Source organism: Streptosporangium subroseum, from assembly GCF_900188345.1.
Classification (GTDB): domain Bacteria; phylum Actinomycetota; class Actinomycetes; order Streptosporangiales; family Streptosporangiaceae; genus Streptosporangium; species Streptosporangium subroseum.
Window position 1 is genome coordinate 1 of record NZ_FZOD01000001.1, and the last position, 14,747, is coordinate 14,747.

At 69.1% G+C, this 14,747-nt stretch carries 16 protein-coding genes and 1 pseudogene; 7 read left to right on the plus strand and 10 right to left on the minus strand.

The genetic code is table 11. The features are described 5' to 3' along the window. Both CHC08_RS00005 and CHC08_RS50490 read right to left on the minus strand, forming a co-directional pair. Positions 1 to 659, minus strand: a pseudogene (locus tag CHC08_RS00005) (L-rhamnose isomerase); the annotation flags it as partial. 105 nt (positions 660 to 764) lie between these two features. Continuing rightward, the gene (locus CHC08_RS50490; protein WP_089205031.1) at positions 765 to 1,058 is read right to left on the minus strand and encodes a hypothetical protein; all 294 of its coding nucleotides are present in this window, start codon (positions 1,056 to 1,058) and stop codon (positions 765 to 767) included. 350 nt (positions 1,059 to 1,408) lie between these two features. Here CHC08_RS50490 and CHC08_RS00015 point away from each other — a divergent pair, with 350 nt between their 5' ends. The 4 genes from CHC08_RS00015 to crcB all read left to right on the plus strand — a co-directional run bounded on the left by CHC08_RS00015 (position 1,409) and on the right by crcB (position 3,797). Continuing rightward, positions 1,409 to 2,416, plus strand: coding sequence for a LacI family DNA-binding transcriptional regulator (locus CHC08_RS00015; RefSeq protein WP_089205032.1), 1,008 nt, complete (start codon positions 1,409 to 1,411; stop codon positions 2,414 to 2,416). Between the two features lie 195 nt (positions 2,417 to 2,611). Continuing rightward, on the plus strand, positions 2,612 to 3,088 hold the full coding sequence (locus CHC08_RS00020; RefSeq protein WP_089205033.1) for a fluoride efflux transporter FluC: 477 nt from the start codon (positions 2,612 to 2,614) through the stop codon (positions 3,086 to 3,088). Further along, positions 3,085 to 3,426, plus strand: a complete 342-nt coding sequence (locus tag CHC08_RS00025; protein ID WP_089205034.1) for a DUF190 domain-containing protein — start codon at positions 3,085 to 3,087, stop codon at positions 3,424 to 3,426. Before CHC08_RS00020 ends, CHC08_RS00025 begins: the two co-directional genes overlap by 4 nt. Then, positions 3,423 to 3,797 carry a fluoride efflux transporter CrcB gene (gene crcB, locus CHC08_RS00030; protein ID WP_089205035.1) on the plus strand — a complete coding sequence of 125 codons (375 nt, stop codon included), beginning with the start codon at positions 3,423 to 3,425 and terminating at the stop codon, positions 3,795 to 3,797. Before CHC08_RS00025 ends, crcB begins: the two co-directional genes overlap by 4 nt. A gap of 239 nt (positions 3,798 to 4,036) precedes the next feature. Here crcB and CHC08_RS00035 read toward each other — a convergent pair whose 3' ends face one another. Beyond that, on the minus strand, positions 4,037 to 4,750 hold the full coding sequence (locus CHC08_RS00035) for a lysophospholipid acyltransferase family protein (RefSeq protein ID WP_089205036.1): 714 nt from the start codon (positions 4,748 to 4,750) through the stop codon (positions 4,037 to 4,039). A gap of 146 nt (positions 4,751 to 4,896) precedes the next feature. Here CHC08_RS00035 and CHC08_RS00040 point away from each other — a divergent pair, with 146 nt between their 5' ends. Beyond that, the gene (locus tag CHC08_RS00040) at positions 4,897 to 5,661 is read left to right on the plus strand and encodes an alpha/beta hydrolase (protein WP_089205037.1); all 765 of its coding nucleotides are present in this window, start codon (positions 4,897 to 4,899) and stop codon (positions 5,659 to 5,661) included. Between the two features lie 66 nt (positions 5,662 to 5,727). Continuing rightward, the gene (locus tag CHC08_RS00045; protein ID WP_089205038.1) at positions 5,728 to 6,207 is read left to right on the plus strand and encodes a hypothetical protein; all 480 of its coding nucleotides are present in this window, start codon (positions 5,728 to 5,730) and stop codon (positions 6,205 to 6,207) included. A 72-nt stretch (positions 6,208 to 6,279) separates the two neighbouring features. On the opposite strand, the gene CHC08_RS00050 is transcribed toward CHC08_RS00045, so the two are convergent. The 7 genes from CHC08_RS00050 to CHC08_RS00080 all read right to left on the minus strand — a co-directional run bounded on the left by CHC08_RS00050 (position 6,280) and on the right by CHC08_RS00080 (position 12,727). After that, the gene (locus CHC08_RS00050; RefSeq protein WP_089205039.1) at positions 6,280 to 7,407 is read right to left on the minus strand and encodes a hypothetical protein; all 1,128 of its coding nucleotides are present in this window, start codon (positions 7,405 to 7,407) and stop codon (positions 6,280 to 6,282) included. Positions 7,408 to 7,462: 55 nt separating this feature from the next. Then, positions 7,463 to 8,317 (minus strand): endonuclease/exonuclease/phosphatase family protein, encoded by an 855-nt coding sequence (locus tag CHC08_RS00055; protein WP_179281809.1) that lies wholly within the window; start codon positions 8,315 to 8,317, stop codon positions 7,463 to 7,465. A gap of 161 nt (positions 8,318 to 8,478) precedes the next feature. Further along, positions 8,479 to 9,423: an ROK family glucokinase gene (locus CHC08_RS00060; protein ID WP_089205040.1), complete on the minus strand. Its 945-nt coding sequence runs from the start codon at positions 9,421 to 9,423 to the stop codon at positions 8,479 to 8,481. Between the two features lie 26 nt (positions 9,424 to 9,449). Further along, positions 9,450 to 10,202, minus strand: coding sequence for a hypothetical protein (locus CHC08_RS00065; RefSeq protein ID WP_089205041.1), 753 nt, complete (start codon positions 10,200 to 10,202; stop codon positions 9,450 to 9,452). Continuing rightward, on the minus strand, positions 10,183 to 11,364 hold the full coding sequence (locus CHC08_RS00070) for an ArsA family ATPase (protein WP_089205042.1): 1,182 nt from the start codon (positions 11,362 to 11,364) through the stop codon (positions 10,183 to 10,185). Before CHC08_RS00070 ends, CHC08_RS00065 begins: the two co-directional genes overlap by 20 nt. 94 nt (positions 11,365 to 11,458) lie before the next feature. Further along, positions 11,459 to 11,896: an SRPBCC family protein gene (locus tag CHC08_RS00075; protein ID WP_089205043.1), complete on the minus strand. Its 438-nt coding sequence runs from the start codon at positions 11,894 to 11,896 to the stop codon at positions 11,459 to 11,461. Positions 11,897 to 11,959: 63 nt separating this feature from the next. Then, a complete protein-coding gene (locus tag CHC08_RS00080) occupies positions 11,960 to 12,727 on the minus strand; it encodes a metallophosphoesterase family protein (RefSeq protein WP_089205044.1) in 768 nt (255 codons plus the stop codon). Between the two features lie 209 nt (positions 12,728 to 12,936). Here CHC08_RS00080 and CHC08_RS00085 point away from each other — a divergent pair, with 209 nt between their 5' ends. After that, entirely contained in the window at positions 12,937 to 14,730 is a 1,794-nt protein-coding gene (locus CHC08_RS00085) for an AMP-dependent synthetase/ligase (RefSeq protein WP_089205045.1), read from the plus strand. The last annotated feature ends 17 nt before the right edge of the window (positions 14,731 to 14,747 follow it).

The window sequence follows — 14,747 nt, forward strand, 5'->3', positions numbered from 1 at the left end:
TCGATATTCACCCCCGGCGCATGATGCCCGGTATCCACCACCACCTGCGCCCGCTCCCCCAACCGCAGGCAATGCGCATACGCCGTCCCCCAGTCCGGCACATCACTGACATAAAACGCCGGCTCAAACAACTTGTACTCCAGCAAAAACCGCTGATGCTCCCCCAGCCGGGCATACACCCGCTCCAGCGCCGTCGCCAGCCGATCCTGCCGGGAGCGGATGTCGTCTTGCCCCGGATAGTTGGTGCCATCGGAAAACCACAGCTTCAACGTTGATGAGCCGGTGGCGTCCATGATGTCCACGCACTCCAGCAGATGATCGATCGCCCGGGCCCGCACCCGCGGATCCGGGTTGGTCACGCTGCCCAGCATGTAGGCGTCGTCTTGGAACACGTTGGAGTTGATCGCCCCGATTCCCACCCCCAGCTCCGCCGCCCGCGCCGCCAGCGCGGGGTAGTCGGCCACCCGATCCCACGGGATGTGCAGCGCCACGGTGGGGGCCACCCCGGTGAAGCGGTGTACCTGCGCGGCGTCGGCCAGCTTCTCAAAGGGGTCGCGGGGCACTCCGGGCTGGGTGAAGACCTTGAATCGGGTGCCGGAGTTGCCGAACGCCCATGACGGGGTCTCGATGTGCTGCCGCCGCAGCAAGTCCTTGATCATAAAAATCCCTAATCCAGGCCGCACACGAACTACATATAAAACGTTTTAAGAGCCGATTATGAAGCTACGCGGGAGGCATGGCACTGTCAACGCCTCCGAACGGGGTTACGAGATTGATACGTTTTTACCCGTAACGACCCGGGCGGCGACGGCGACGGCGGCGAGAACCAGCTGCCCGAGCGCCGACGGGGCGACGATGGGGAACGTCTGAGAGACGATCACCGCGACCGCCGTCGCCCCGGCCGGCAGCGCGGTGCCGTACCGGTCGGCGGAGGCCGCGGCGCCCACCGTACGGAACGTGGAGAGCCCTCCCGTGCCGGGACGCCGGCCGGCCGCGGCGACATTTCTTCTTTCCGCGTCGAAGCGCTTCGAATGAAGGGTGAGCGGCCCGCCCGCCATATCGGCTTTACCGGGGATTAAAACGTTCCTCCACCGGCCGTCCAAGGCCTCATTCGCCGAACGGTTCCGCCGGAGACCGCCGGAAACCCTCCCATTGACGCGAATGACGCTGGCAGGCCCGCCGCGACGGCGACACGGGTTACCCGATGGTCCACGGATCACGGCCGGGCGCCTTCGCCCATCAGGAGGCCGCTCGCCGAATGACCACCGGTGACCGTGATCGTCGCACGCCCTCGAATGCCTCCGTGATCAAAACGTTTTAGGCCTGAATGCGGAGGCTGGACCCGGCGAGCCGGAAGTTTCGGCACCTTACTGGCGTCCAAGCGGTTGTTACGTTTTAATCTGTGCTCATGAGTTCGGTGAGCATCAAGGAAGTAGCGGCGCGGGCCGGAGTCTCCCCCGGCACGGTGTCCAACGTGCTCAACCGCCCGGAGAAGGTCGCCGAATCAACCCGCATCCGCGTCGAGGAGGCCGTCCGCGACCTGGGGTTCGTCCGGCACGGCTCGGCCTCCAGCCTGCGGGCCGGGCACAGCCGCACGGTCGGCCTGTCGGTCATCGACATCGGCAACCCGTTCTTCACCGACGTGGCGGCGGGTGTAGAGGAGGCGGCCAGCGAGCGCGGATACGCGGTGATCCTGGGCAACTCCTCGGGCGACCGGCTCAAGGAGGAGCGCAACCTCCTGGTCTTCGCCGAACAGCGGGTCCGCGGGGTGCTCATCACCCCGGCGGGGGCGGACCTCGCCAAGGTCGACCAGCTCAAGGACCGCGGCATCAACGTGGTCCTGGTGGACCATCCGGCGACGCGGGCCGACCAGTGCTCGGTGGCGGTCAACGACGTCACCGGCGGTTCCCTGGCGGTCTCCCATCTGCTGGCCGCCGGAGCCGACCGGATCACCTACGTCACCGGCCCCCTCACGATCCGCCAGTGCGCCGACCGCCTGATCGGCGCCGAACGGGCGCTGACCGCGGCGGGCCACGACCCCCGGGAGGCGCTGGAGGAGCTCCCGATGAGCGCGATGAACGCCCGGTCCGGGCAGCAGGCGGCCGAGAAGCTGATCGCCGAGGGGCGGCTGCCGGACGCCGTGTTCTGCGCCAACGACCTCCTGGCCCTCGGCATGCTGCGCGGGCTGCTCCAGGCGGGCGTCCGGGTCCCCCAGGACCTCTCCCTCATCGGCTACGACGACATCGACTTCGCCTCCGCCTCGGCGGTCTCGCTCAGCTCGATCCGGCAGCCGACCCACCGGCTCGGCCGGGTCGCCACCGAGTTGCTGCTCGACGAGTGCGACAACCCGGACTCCCACGCCCACCAGCAGATCATGTTCCAGCCCGAGCTGATCGTCCGCGAGTCGACCCGCTGACCTCCTCCGGGCCCGAGTCCAGCGGGCCCGGCCGGGGTCCGCTCCGGCGAATCCGGCGAACAACACACGCGGGGGCGGCCAGGAGGCACGTGTTCGGATCGCACTAGGCTCGAGACAGCGGCTGACGAACCCCATCGACCGTGAGGACCGCGAGCAGGCGTCCCAGCGGGCGGGACAGGAGCTTGACTCAAGACAGTGGCCGACGAACCCATCGACCCCGACGTCGATCTCACCGATGCGCGCCGGCGCCACGAGTTGCGCCGCTCGCACTACGGCGTGCTGGCGGTGGTCGCCGCCGGCGGCATGATCGGCACAGGTGCCCGCTACGGCGCCGGCCTGCTGTGGCCGACCGCTCCCGTCGCCTTCCCGTGGGCCACGCTGGGCATCAACGTCTCCGGGTGCCTGCTGATCGGGATCCTCCTGGTGGCTCTGACCGAGGCGTGGACGGCGCCGGCCTGGGTCCGGCCGTTCTTCGCCACCGGGGTGCTGGGCGGGTACACCACCTTCTCCACCTACTGCGTGGACATCGAGCGCCTGGTCTCCGGTGGCCGGGCCGGCACGGCGCTCGGCTATCTGGCGGCAACGGTCCTGGCTGCCCTGGCCGCGGTGACGGCCGGCGCGTGGATCACCCGCCGGCTCCTGGCACGGAAGACGGCAAGGAGAACACGATGATCCTGTCCGGACGGGCCCTGCGGCTGACAGTCTTCGTCGACGACACCGACACCTGGCATCACCGCCCCATGTACACCGAGATCGTGCACCGCGCCCACGCCGCCGGGCTGGCCGGGGCGTCGGTCTTCCGCGGCATGGAGGGCTTCGGCGCCACCCAGGTCGTGCACACCACCCGGCTGCTGTCGATGACCGACGACCTGCCGGTAGCCATCATGATCATCGATACCGAGGAGAAGATCCGCGCCTTCCTGCCCCGGCTGGACGACCTCCTCATCGAAGGTCTGGCCATCCTGGACGAGGTCGAGGTCGTTCACCACCGCGGCGGGCAGGCCCGGTGAACTGGCTGCTGGTGCTGATCGGCGGCGCCGTCGGCGCGCCGTTGCGCTATCTGACCGACCGGGCCGTGCAGGCCCGTCACGACACGGTCTTCCCCTGGGGCACCTTCGCCGTCAACGTGGTGGGCTCGCTGATCCTGGGCGTCCTGACCGGGGCGGCGCTGTCCGGGGCGGCGGGCAGCGGCGTGCAGCTACTCCTGGGCACCGGCTTCTGCGGGGCGCTGACCACCTACTCGACGTTCTCGTACGAGACGCTGCGGCTGGCCGAGACCGGCGCGAGGTTCTTCGCCGCCGCCAACGTCATCGCCTCGATCGTCGCCGGTCTGGGGGCGGTGTTCGTCGGCCTCGCGCTCGCCCAGGCGCTCTTCGGATGAGCCCTTCGGCGCCGGTTCCCGGCAGAAGCCCCCCGGCGCCGGCTCCTGACAGATGAGCCCCTCGGTGCCGGATACATCCGTCAGGAAACGGCGCCCCACGGGGGCCATCCGGCGGGCGTCTCCGCCACCGGCCTGCCGCGTCTCCGCAGGCCGGTGCGACAGCATGTACTCCGTACAGGCACGGACGCACCGGCCCGAAATGCCGGAAACCCTCAGACGACCACGGGAGATCGAAGGCGCTAGGGGAGAGGGCGCTTGACGGCTTCCTTGGCGGCGCGGGCCGCCTCGACCTTGGCGCTCGCGGCGTATTTGTCGACGTACTCCTGGCCGGAGAGCTCCATCAGCGCATACATGATCTCGTCGGTGACGGCGCGCAGGACGAGCCGGTCCTCCTCCATCCCGTAGTAGCGGGAGAAGTCCAGCGGCTTGCCGAACTTCACCCCGGGACGGATGCCCAGCTTGGGGAGGGCGTGGCCGGGGGGCATCATCTCGAAGGTGTTGACCATCGCCCACGGAATCACCCGCACGCGGGACTCCAGCGCCAGCCGGGCCACGCCGGTCTTGCCCTTGTAGAGGCGGCCGTCGGGAGAGCGGGTGCCCTCGGGATAGATGGCGAGCACCTGGTTCTCGTTCAGGATGCGCTTGCCCGTACGGAGTGCCGCCTCGCTGGCCTTCCCTCCGGACCGGTCGATGGGAACGGTGCCGACTCCGCTGAAGAACGCCTTGCTGAGCAGGCCCTTGATGCCCCGGCCCGTGAAATAGTCGGACTTGCCGAGGGAGATCACCTTGCGCCGCAGGAAGAGCGCTCCGAAGAAATGGTCGGCGAACGACAGGTGGTTACCGGCCAGGATTACCGGCCCGTCCTTCGGGACGTTCTCCACCCCCTCCGCCCACGGGCGGAAAATGAGATGGAGGAAGGGCCCGAGGATGGCCTTCACCACCCAGTAGAACACTCGATGCTCCTTCGATTGACAGGCGAGGACCTGGAATTATCCTCCCACTTCGGACCCCGACCACCTACACCCTCAAACCACTCAAATACACCTCTCGCAAAATACCGCCCACTCGTGCGACGATCGGGCGAACCAAAGGAGCCGCGATGCCAGTCATGCCCGGTGCGGAGCCGTACCACCATGCGGGAGGCCAAATCGGCGTTCTGCTCTGTCATGGGTTCACCGGGTCTCCGCAGTCGCTGCGTCCCTGGGGTGAATACCTGGCGGAGGCGGGCATGACGGTGGCACTACCCCGGCTGCCCGGCCATGGAACCACCTGGCAGGAGATGAATCGCACCCGCTGGGAAGACTGGTACGCCGAGCTGGACAAGACCCTGGCGGATCTGCGCGGCCGCTGTTCCGAGGTCTTCATCATGGGGCTGTCGCTGGGGGGCTGCATGGCCCTGCGGCTGACCGAGGTCAACGGCGACGGGATCAAGGGGCTGGTGCTCGTCAACCCGTCCGTGGTCAACGACGTGCCGCTGCTCAGGCTGGCGCCGCTGCTCGGGCTGGTGGTCCCGTCGGTGCCGGGCGTCGGCGGGGACGTCAAGAAGGAGGGGGTGACCGAACTCGCCTACACGCGCACCCCGCTCAAGGCCGCGGCCTCCCTCCCGCGACTCTGGTCGCTGACCCAGTCGGAACTCGGGAAGATAACCCAACCCGTTTTGGTTTTCCATAGTCCACAGGATCATGTGGTGAAATCGACCAGTTTGCGTATTCTGCGTGAGAAGCTGACCGGGGGGAATCTGAATGTGGTGGAGCTCACCGACAGCTACCACGTCGCGACGCTTGACAACGACGCGGAGTGGATCTTCGCGGGGAGCCTGGAGTTCATCCGGACGAACGCCTCGGTACCCTTGCAGAGAGACTGAGCGCGAGCGGGGGAAGCGCGGTCTCCGGGAGAAAGTGACCGGCCGATGGATAACGAGCCCAGCTAAGTGACACCTCAAAGCGATGAGGACGAGGTCTGGCGTCAGATCGTCGCGTCCTTCAACGACACGGCCGAGCGCGACTCGGCTGATCAGCCGTGGCCGGACAGCGAGAACCTGCCCTCCGAACCTCCACGACGAGTGATCAAACAGCCGGACGATGAAGAGCACCTCCTGATGGAGGACGACCTCGCCGACCCCAAAACCGACCTGGACCCGGATTCGGAACAGGCCGACGACGAGGGCCACTACGTCCCCCCGCAGCCACCCCCGCTGCCCAAAACGGACGCCACCACCAAAATCGCGTGGCTGGCCCTGTTCGGTGGTCCCGCCTACCTGTTGCTCAGCGCCGCGTTGAACTGGCACCTGCAGGGCTGGATGCTGTTCACCGCCGTCGCCGCGTTCATCGGCGGTTTTGTGGCGCTGGTGGTGAGGATGGGCGACGGTCCGCCCAGTGACTCCGGCTGGGACGACGGCGCGGTCATCTGACGGGCGTGGCCGCCTGACGGCCACGCCCGGCGGGCGTCCGACGGTCGCGGGCCTCCCGCGACCGAGGCGCGGCTAGGGCTTGGCCCGCTCCGGCGTGCCGAACCGCTCGATCACGTCGGTGTATCGGCCGGCCGCGTCCACCACGTGGCCCACGGTCCACACGGTGCCGGTGCCGGGCAGGTAGGCCAGGGACTGGAGCCTGATGGTGCGGGAGGCGGGCGCTTCGGGACCGCGCAACGTCTCGACCCTGTGGCCGTCGTAGCTGAGCACAAACGCCTCCTCCGGCTGCTCCAGGTCCACTCCCGAGATCCAGAAGTGGCCCTTACGGTCGCCGGTCACGCCGTACAGGCGCACGTCCCCGCCACCGGGAGCCACCCGGGACCATTTCTTGCCGTTCCAGGACAGGATCAGCGGGATGATCCTGTCTGCTCCCTGCGAGACGCCGCCGACCGCCAGCGCCCGCTTCGGGCTGTCGAAGTAGACGTCACGCAGGTAGCCGCCGGGGATGTCCGGGATATGGAAGGTCTTCCAGCGCGAACCGGACTGCCTCATGATCAACGGTTTACCGGCGGAGTCACCCACCGCCCATCCGTCGCTCTTGCCCGACAGTGCCACGCCGTACAGCGTGCCCCGCTCAGGAAGCTGGGTGAACTTCCACTTCCCGCCGGTCCCGGTCATGATCAGTGGTTGCTTGTCGCGACTGCCGACGGCGGCCATCCGGCCCGTGGTGGCCGCCACCCCGCCCAGCCAGTCGCCCACGTGCAGCCTGTCGATGGTGATCCTGTCGAAGGACGTGCCGTCCCCTCTCGCGAGGTACGGCAGACCGTCATGACCTTCGCCGACGGCCCACAGCTCGGTCGGCGAGGCCGCCGCGATCGAACGCAGGAGCCCCGCACCGGTGGGATCGTTGCGGATGCCGACCTCGGTCCAGCTCGTGCCGTCCCAGTGGGTGATCGCGCCACGGCTCTGCCAGATGTCCCAGACGCTCTGCTGGCCCACCGCCCAGACGCTGCCGGCCGAGATCCCCGCCACGTCGGACAGCGATCCGTCCCTGCTCAGCCCCGCGCTGACCGGAGCCTGCCATGCTTCCAGCGTGGACGGACTGACAGGATCGGCGTGAGCGGTGGCCGTGTGCGAGGACAACAGGAGCAGGCCTCCCGCGCAGAGCGCCAGCGCACGCCGCGGAAGGCGACGGGTCATGCCACAAATGGTACGGGGCGCTCTCGCCCCCATGTACCGCTCCCCTCGGTTGACCTCAACCGGCCGGGGTGATCCGACGCGGTGACCTGCCGACTGCCGTAAAATCCACGATCTTCCCGGGCCTCCAGGACCGGCCGGCCCGACCGAGCCGGCCGGTCCTGGCGGCTCGCTCGACGGTCTCCTGGTGGACCTGTTCCAGGCGGTCGCCGATCCCGGGATGCGGGTGACTCAGCTCGGCGACCACCGGCAGGTGATCGGTGGCCGCCACCAGGTCGGCGGGGTCGGCGTCGATCCCGCCGCAGGAGACCACCGAGAAGCCCGCCACCGCGAAGATCGCATCGATGCGCTTGTGCGGGCCCCTGGCCGGGAAGGTGAAGCCGTCGCCCCGCGGCGAGACCGGGTAGCAGTCGGTCAACCGCTCGGCGAGGTGCTGCCAGGTCGGCTGGTCGGACTGCTCGTTGATGTCCCCGGCGAGCACGGGCAGCGCGTCGAACCGATCGGCGGCGGCCTGCAGCAGCGCCACCGCCTCGCGCGCGTGGTGCAGCCGGGCGGTCTCGTCAAGATCCAGGTGGATGGAGCCGACGGCCACCCGCTGCCCGTCCGTCTCCACCACGGCGATCGCGATCGCGCGCCGCTCCAGGCCGAAGAAGCACTTCAGCAGGTGGCCCTCACCGCTCAGGAGCCTCACCCCCGGGCCGACCAGCACGGCGACCCCGCCGGCGCGACGGCCCGCCGCGACGGTCAGCCCTCCGGACGCCGCCAGCCGCCCGCGCTTACGGCGCCAGCACAGGAACCGGGGCGCCTCCTGCACGCAGAGCACGTCGGCACGGAGCCCGGTGATCACCCGCCCCAGCGCGGCGACGTCGTCTCGCATCGAACGCACGTTGTAACTGGCGACTCTGAGCACCATGGACACCTCATTTGACGAAGCGTGGCGCGATCGTAACCGCACAGTGTGCGACATGCCACCATCTACGCATAAATCGCATATGAGCAGGTCGGACGCGGCAAACTTCGGGGTGCCGGGAGCAAAAAAGTCTTTGATCAGCGCCTTCGGGGTGAGATCCGGGATCAGCGTCTCCGGGCGAGGTCCGCGGCACCGACCAGACCCGCCGACGCGCCAAGCTCGGCGAGGCGGATCTCGGCCAGGGGACGATGCCCCCGGCCGGTCAGATGAGCGGCGAAGGACTCACGGGTCTGATCGAGCCAGAGGTCCGCGGCACGGGAGACGCCGCCGCCGAGGATGAAGCAGCCCGGATCGAGGATCGCGGCGAGGTCTGCCAGGCCCCGGCCGAGCCACTGGGCGATGGAGGCGAACGCGGCCAGTGCCGCCGGGTCTCCCTGCCTGGCGGCTTCCGTGACCTCGGGACCCTCGATGAGGTCGGGCGTACCACCGGCGATCTTCAGCAGCTGGGCGGCCTGTTCGGGGTTGGCTTCCGCGCTCTCCCTGGCGTCGATCACCAGGGCGCTGCCGCTGGCGTACTGCTCCCAGCAGCCCAGGTTGCCGCACCCGCACAGACGCCCCTCGGGGACCACCTGCATGTGGCCGAGCTCGGCGCCCATGCCCCAGCGCCCTCGGTAGAGGGAGCCGTCGAGCACGATGCCGCCGCCGATGCCCGTGCCGACGGTCACGCACACCACGTGGGTCTCGCCCCGCCCCGCGCCGAACCTGGCCTCGCCCCACGCCATCGCGTTGGCGTCGTTCTCCACCACGACGGGCAGGCCGACGAGGTCGGACACCTTCTTCTGCAGCGGTTCCTCGCGCCAGGCGAGGTTGGGGGCGAAGCGCACGATGGCGCGGGTCTCGTCGACGAACCCGGCGGCGCCGAGGCCCACGGCCTCGATCTCCCTGCCCTTCCCGAGCTCCAGGACCACGTCGCCGATCGTGTGGGCGACCTGCTCCGGGTTCTCCGCCGGAGTGGGCCGCAGAAGATGCTCGACGATGTTGCCGTCCTCGTCCACAACTCCCGCCGCGACCTTGGTACCGCCGATGTCAACGCCGATGGTCAGCGCCATTGTGCATCCACCCTCTCCCCCTGGGCTCACCCCAGGTCGATGTGCTCCACGGGAGTTTCTTCCTGTCCGCGCTCCCGCGCCCGCTGTGCGGACGAGGGCTTGTTCAGCCCGTCGACGGCCGACTTGAACGCGGCGAACAGCTCGGTACCGGCCTGCATGAGGTGATCGGTGACCGCGCCGCCCGACTCGCGCTGCGCGGCCATCGCGCGGCAGACAGGACAGGCCCGGCAGATGTATTCGTCGTGTTCGGAGATCGCTTCCTCCCACACGTCCTGGCTTTTGCCCCGTCCACCGCCGGAGAACGCGCTGCCGAATCCGCTCATGGTGCCCTTGATCAGATTCTTGCGCAGTTCCCTGGCGGCTTTCTGCTGGAGCGTCTCGAAAAGCTTGAACGCCTCTTCGGTCGCGGCGCTCAGCGGATCCCGGTCGCTGCCGGTCCGCTCACTCCGGGTCCGTCCGGCCCGCTCGTCACGCCCGGCCCACTCGGACCGCTCATCGCGTCCGGGCCGCTCTGTCCGCTCGGACCGCTCGGCGCGTTCGTCTCGTCCGGACCGCTCGGCCCGCTCAGTCCGCTCGTCTCGCCCCGGCCGCTCGGTCGGCTCAGCGCGCTCGGCGCGTTCGGTCGGCTCGGCGCGCTCGGCGCGGTCGGTCGATTCCGCCCGCTCAGCCGGCTCGGACCGCTGGGTCCCGCCCGCGGTCTCGGTGCTCTCCGCCTTCTGCGCCGGCTCGGCGTGCGTGGCTTTCTGGTCCTTCTGGGCGTCATTCGTGTTCTCTGTCATCAGGCCCTCCCGACTCGAACCGTACCCGGAGAAACCCGTCTCGGAGCGCGGCTTCCCTTACGGACCTGCGGGCCAGGGCGGCCGGCAGGGCGAGGACCCGGCGGTAGGAGCCCACGTTGATGATCAGCTCGTCGCCCTTGCGTGAAAGATCCACCTCTCCCTTCCCCGCGAGCGGCAGGGACAGGATCAGCTCGCCCTCGGCGGTGATCCGCAGCGGCGGGTCCACGGTGGGCGGGGCGAAGGGGTCGGCGTCTCCGTACATGACCTCGGCGACCCGGGCGAGGGCGTCGGGACCGACGGGCTCGGCGTCCAGGTAGGGCACGATGTGGATGGGCAGCGGGGCGAAGGACTGCTCCACCTCGGCCAGGTGCCTGGACTGGGCCTCCACCCATCTCTGCCGCCACGGGTCGGCGCCCTCGGCGGGGAAGACCCGGTTGGCGATCACCGCGTCGACGCGGTAGCCGTACAGGCTGAGAGAGGTGAGCGTACGGCGGGCCTCGGCCAGCACGACGGCCTCGGGGGTGAGCACCAGCCGGACGCTCGTGCCGGGCCCGGTGAGAAGCTCGCGCACCTCCAGCAGGCTCCGATGGAGCCGCTCCCCCGCGCCGACCACGTGATCTCCCGGCATGCTGACCTGCGCCAACCGGCGGACCAGCGGCGAGAGGGCACGGAGGAGCCGCCTGCCGACCGGCAGCAGCCGGTTCATGTGCCAGTCGAGGGCCTCGGGCAGCGCGAGGAGGCGGAGCGTCTCAGCCGTGGGAGCGCAGTCGATGACGATCACTTCCCAGCGCCCGGTGAGGGCCTGCTCCCGGAGCTCCAGCAGGGCGATGATCTCCTCGGCGCCGGGCAGCACCGTGATCTCCTCGGCCGTGATCTCGTCCAGGCCCAGCTCCGCGAAGACGTCCCTGGCGTAGTCGCGCAGCTCGCCCCACTGGCGCTCCAGCGCCTTCTGAGTGTCCACCTGGTAGAGGTAGAGACCGGGCGCGACCTCGGTGGGCTCGTCGGCGACGCTCACGCCGAGCGCGTCGGCCAGTGAGTGCGCGGTGTCGGTGGAGACCACCAGCGTCTTGAACCCTGACCTGGCCGCGAGGGTGGCCGTGGCCGCCGCGGCGGTCGTCTTGCCCACGCCGCCCTTGCCCGTGAACAGCAGAACCCTGCTCACGCGACCCCCCGGGGAGGCGGCTGGGGGCACGCCCTCGCCGCCGGACCGTGTGCCGGGGAGGCTGTGAGGGTTCGGGCTCGCCCGCCCTGCTCTCTCATGAGGTTTCGACGCGCTTCTTCAGTCCCTTCAGGGCGGTGTCGACGATGACCTTCTCCGCCTTCCGCTTGATCATGCCGATCATCGGGACCTTGAGATCGACGGCGAGCTCGTACGTCACCTCGGTACCGCTGCCCACGTCGGCCAGGCGATAACTTCCGGTGAGCTTCGAAACCATCTTTCCCGCCTCGACGATGCTCCAGTCGACGGAGTCCTCGTCGTGCCAGGTGTAGCCGAGGGTGTATTCGTCGCTGATCACGCCCGCGTCCAGGACGAACCTGACCGTCTCGGGGCGGCCGTCCTCCCCCGTGGAGAGGAGTCGCGCGGACTTCACCTGACCCGCCCACTCCGGGTAGGAGCCGAAGTCGGCGATCACCGTCATGATGGTCGATCGGCCCGCGCCGATCGTGATGCTTGAGGTGGTGCGATCAGCCATGGGCTTACCGTACTGGTTCGTCGTTTCCTCGCGAACCTCTGACGCACCGGTCTCGTCTCCGGCTCACCACTCGAGCACGAAGGGGACTCCCCTGTTGCGGAAATGCCCCACGTTGAGACATTCGGTCTTGCCGATGCGGGTACGGCTGGCGAGCGGCTGGTGCACGTGCCCGAACAGGGCGTAGCGCGGCTGAGTCCGCCTGATCGCCTCCAGCGTGGCCTCGCTCCCCCGCTCGAAACGCCGGGCGACCACGTCGTAGAGCAGCTCGGGGACGGCCGGCGGGATGTGGCAGCAGAGCACGTCCACCTTGCCCACGGCCTCGACCTTGCGGGCGAACTCCTCGTCGTCGATCTCGTTCGGCGTCCGGTACTGCGTGCGCAGACCGCCCCCGACGAAGCCGAACCGGAGCCCGCCGATCTCCACCGTCTCCCCGTCGAGCACGTGGTGACCCTGCCTGACGTACTCGGGCCAGTAGCGGGGAAGGTCCACGTTGCCGTGGGTGATGTAGGCGGGGGTGGGCATCGCGGCGAAGATCTCGCCGTACTGCCGCCGGACGGAGCGTTCGATGTGCTCGCGCGGATCGCCGTCCAGCGACGCCCAGAGGGCGGCGGACATCGTCCGCGCCTCGTCGAACCGCTTGGCCGTGCGCAGCGCGATGAACTCCGCCGTCCTCTCCACCCCGAACAGCTCGGGAAAGATGCCCTGGGAGTAGTCGTCGTAGTCGACGAACAGGATCAGGTCGCCCAGGCAGACGAGTGCGTCGGCACCGTCGCCCGCACGAGCCAGAGCGTCGGCCCTTCCGTGCACATCACTGACGACATGAACCCGCATGCCGGATATCCTAACTATCTACCGGTCGGGGCACGAGCAGGCAGCCCAAATGCGACGGGAGCGGTGAGTGCGTCGTCCTGCGGCCTCACCTGGCGGCTTGGTACGGTGGAATTGTCCTCGTAACACCTGGGTGACGGATCTACCTGCACGTAACTTATCGCGATAGCTTCCAGGCAGCCCATCGATCCGTGCGTCTTCAGGAGTGATCCGTGCGCGAGTACAGCGTCCCCGTGCTGGTGGATGTCCCTCTCTCCGCCACCATGACCGACACGGTGTTCCAACGCGCCGACGAGGAGCCGGGCGTCGTCGCCCTGCGTCGCAAGACCGGCGACGACTGGACCGCCGTCACCGCGAAGGAGTTCCGCGACCAGGTCGCCGGGGTGGCCAAGGGGCTGATCGCGGCCGGTCTCGAACCGGGCGACCGGGTGGCCCTGATGTCGCGCACCCGCTACGAGTGGACCGTGATCGACTATGCGATCTGGTCCGCCGGCGCCGTCGGCGTGCCGATCTACGAGACCTCCTCCGCGGACCAGGTCAAGTGGATCATCTCCGACAGCGGCGCGAAGGCCGTGTTCGTGGAGCTGGAGTCGCACGAGGAGACCGTGCGCGAGAGCGTGTCCGAACTGCCGGAGCTCAAGAACGTCTGGCGCATCGAGGGCGGCGCCCTGGACGAGCTGACCGCGAGCGGTTCCGGAGTGTCCGACGAGACGCTGGCCGAGCGCAGGACCGCTCGCGGCGGCACGGACCTGGCGACCATCGTCTACACCTCGGGCACCACCGGCAGGCCCAAGGGCTGCCGCCTGACCCACGACAACCTGCTGTTCACCGCCAGAAACGTGGCGCAGGGTCCCCTGGAGTCGCTCTTCACCGAGGAGGGCCGGGCCGCGCTGCTGTTCCTGCCGCTCGCGCACTCCTTCGCCCGCATCATCGAGGTCGTGCTGGTCGAGACCGGCACGATCCTCGCGCACACGCCGAACATGAAGAACGTCGGCCCCGACCTGCAGGGCTTCAGGCCCACGTTCCTGCTGGGCGTGCCCCGGGTGTTCGAGAAGGTCTACAACGGCGCCGAGCAGAAGGCCACCGCCGACGGCAAGGGCAAGATCTTCCACGCCGCCGCCGACACCGCCGTCGCCTGGAGCCGGGCGCGGTCGGCGGGCGGCCCCGGGCTCGGCCTCAAGCTCAAGCACGCCGCGTTCGACAAGCTGGTGTACGGCAAGCTCCGCGCCGCCACCGGCGGCCGACTGTCGGTCGCGGTGTCCGGCGGCTCCGCCCTGGGCGAGCGGCTCGGCCACTTCTTCCGCGGCGTCGGCATCGAGGTCTTCGAGGGCTGGGGCCTGACCGAGACCTCCGCGCCGTCCACGGTCAACCTGCCGGGGGCCAACAAAATCGGCACCGTCGGCAAGCCGTTCCCCGGTGTCACGATCGGCATCGGCGAGGACGGCGAGGTGCTGGTCAAGGGCCGTCACCTCTTCGACGGCTACTGGAACAACGCCGAGGCCACCGCCGAGGCGATCGACACGGACGGCTGGTTCCACACCGGCGACGTCGGCGAGCTCGACAAAGACGGCTACCTGCGCATCACCGGCCGCAAGAAGGAGATCATCGTCACCGCCGCGGGCAAGAACGTCGCCCCGGCCCCGATGGAGGACCACATCCGCGCTCACCCGCTGGTCAGCCAGGCGCTGGTGGTCGGCGACGACAGACCGTTCGTCGCGGCGCTCGTCACGCTGGACCCCGAGGCACTGGAGCAGTGGAAGGCGGCCAACGGCAAGGCGGGGGCCACCCTCGCCGAGCTCAGCACCGACCCGGCCGTCCTCGCCGAGGTGCAGAAGGCGGTGGACACCGCCAACAAGTTCGTCTCCAAGGCCGAGCAGATCAAGAAGTTCACGGTGCTCGACGTCGACATCACCGAGGAGAGCGGGCACGTGACCCCGACCCTCAAGGTCAAGCGCAACATCGTGATGCGCGACTTCGCCAAGGACATCGACGCCCTGTACGGCTGACGCCGCTCCGATCGGCC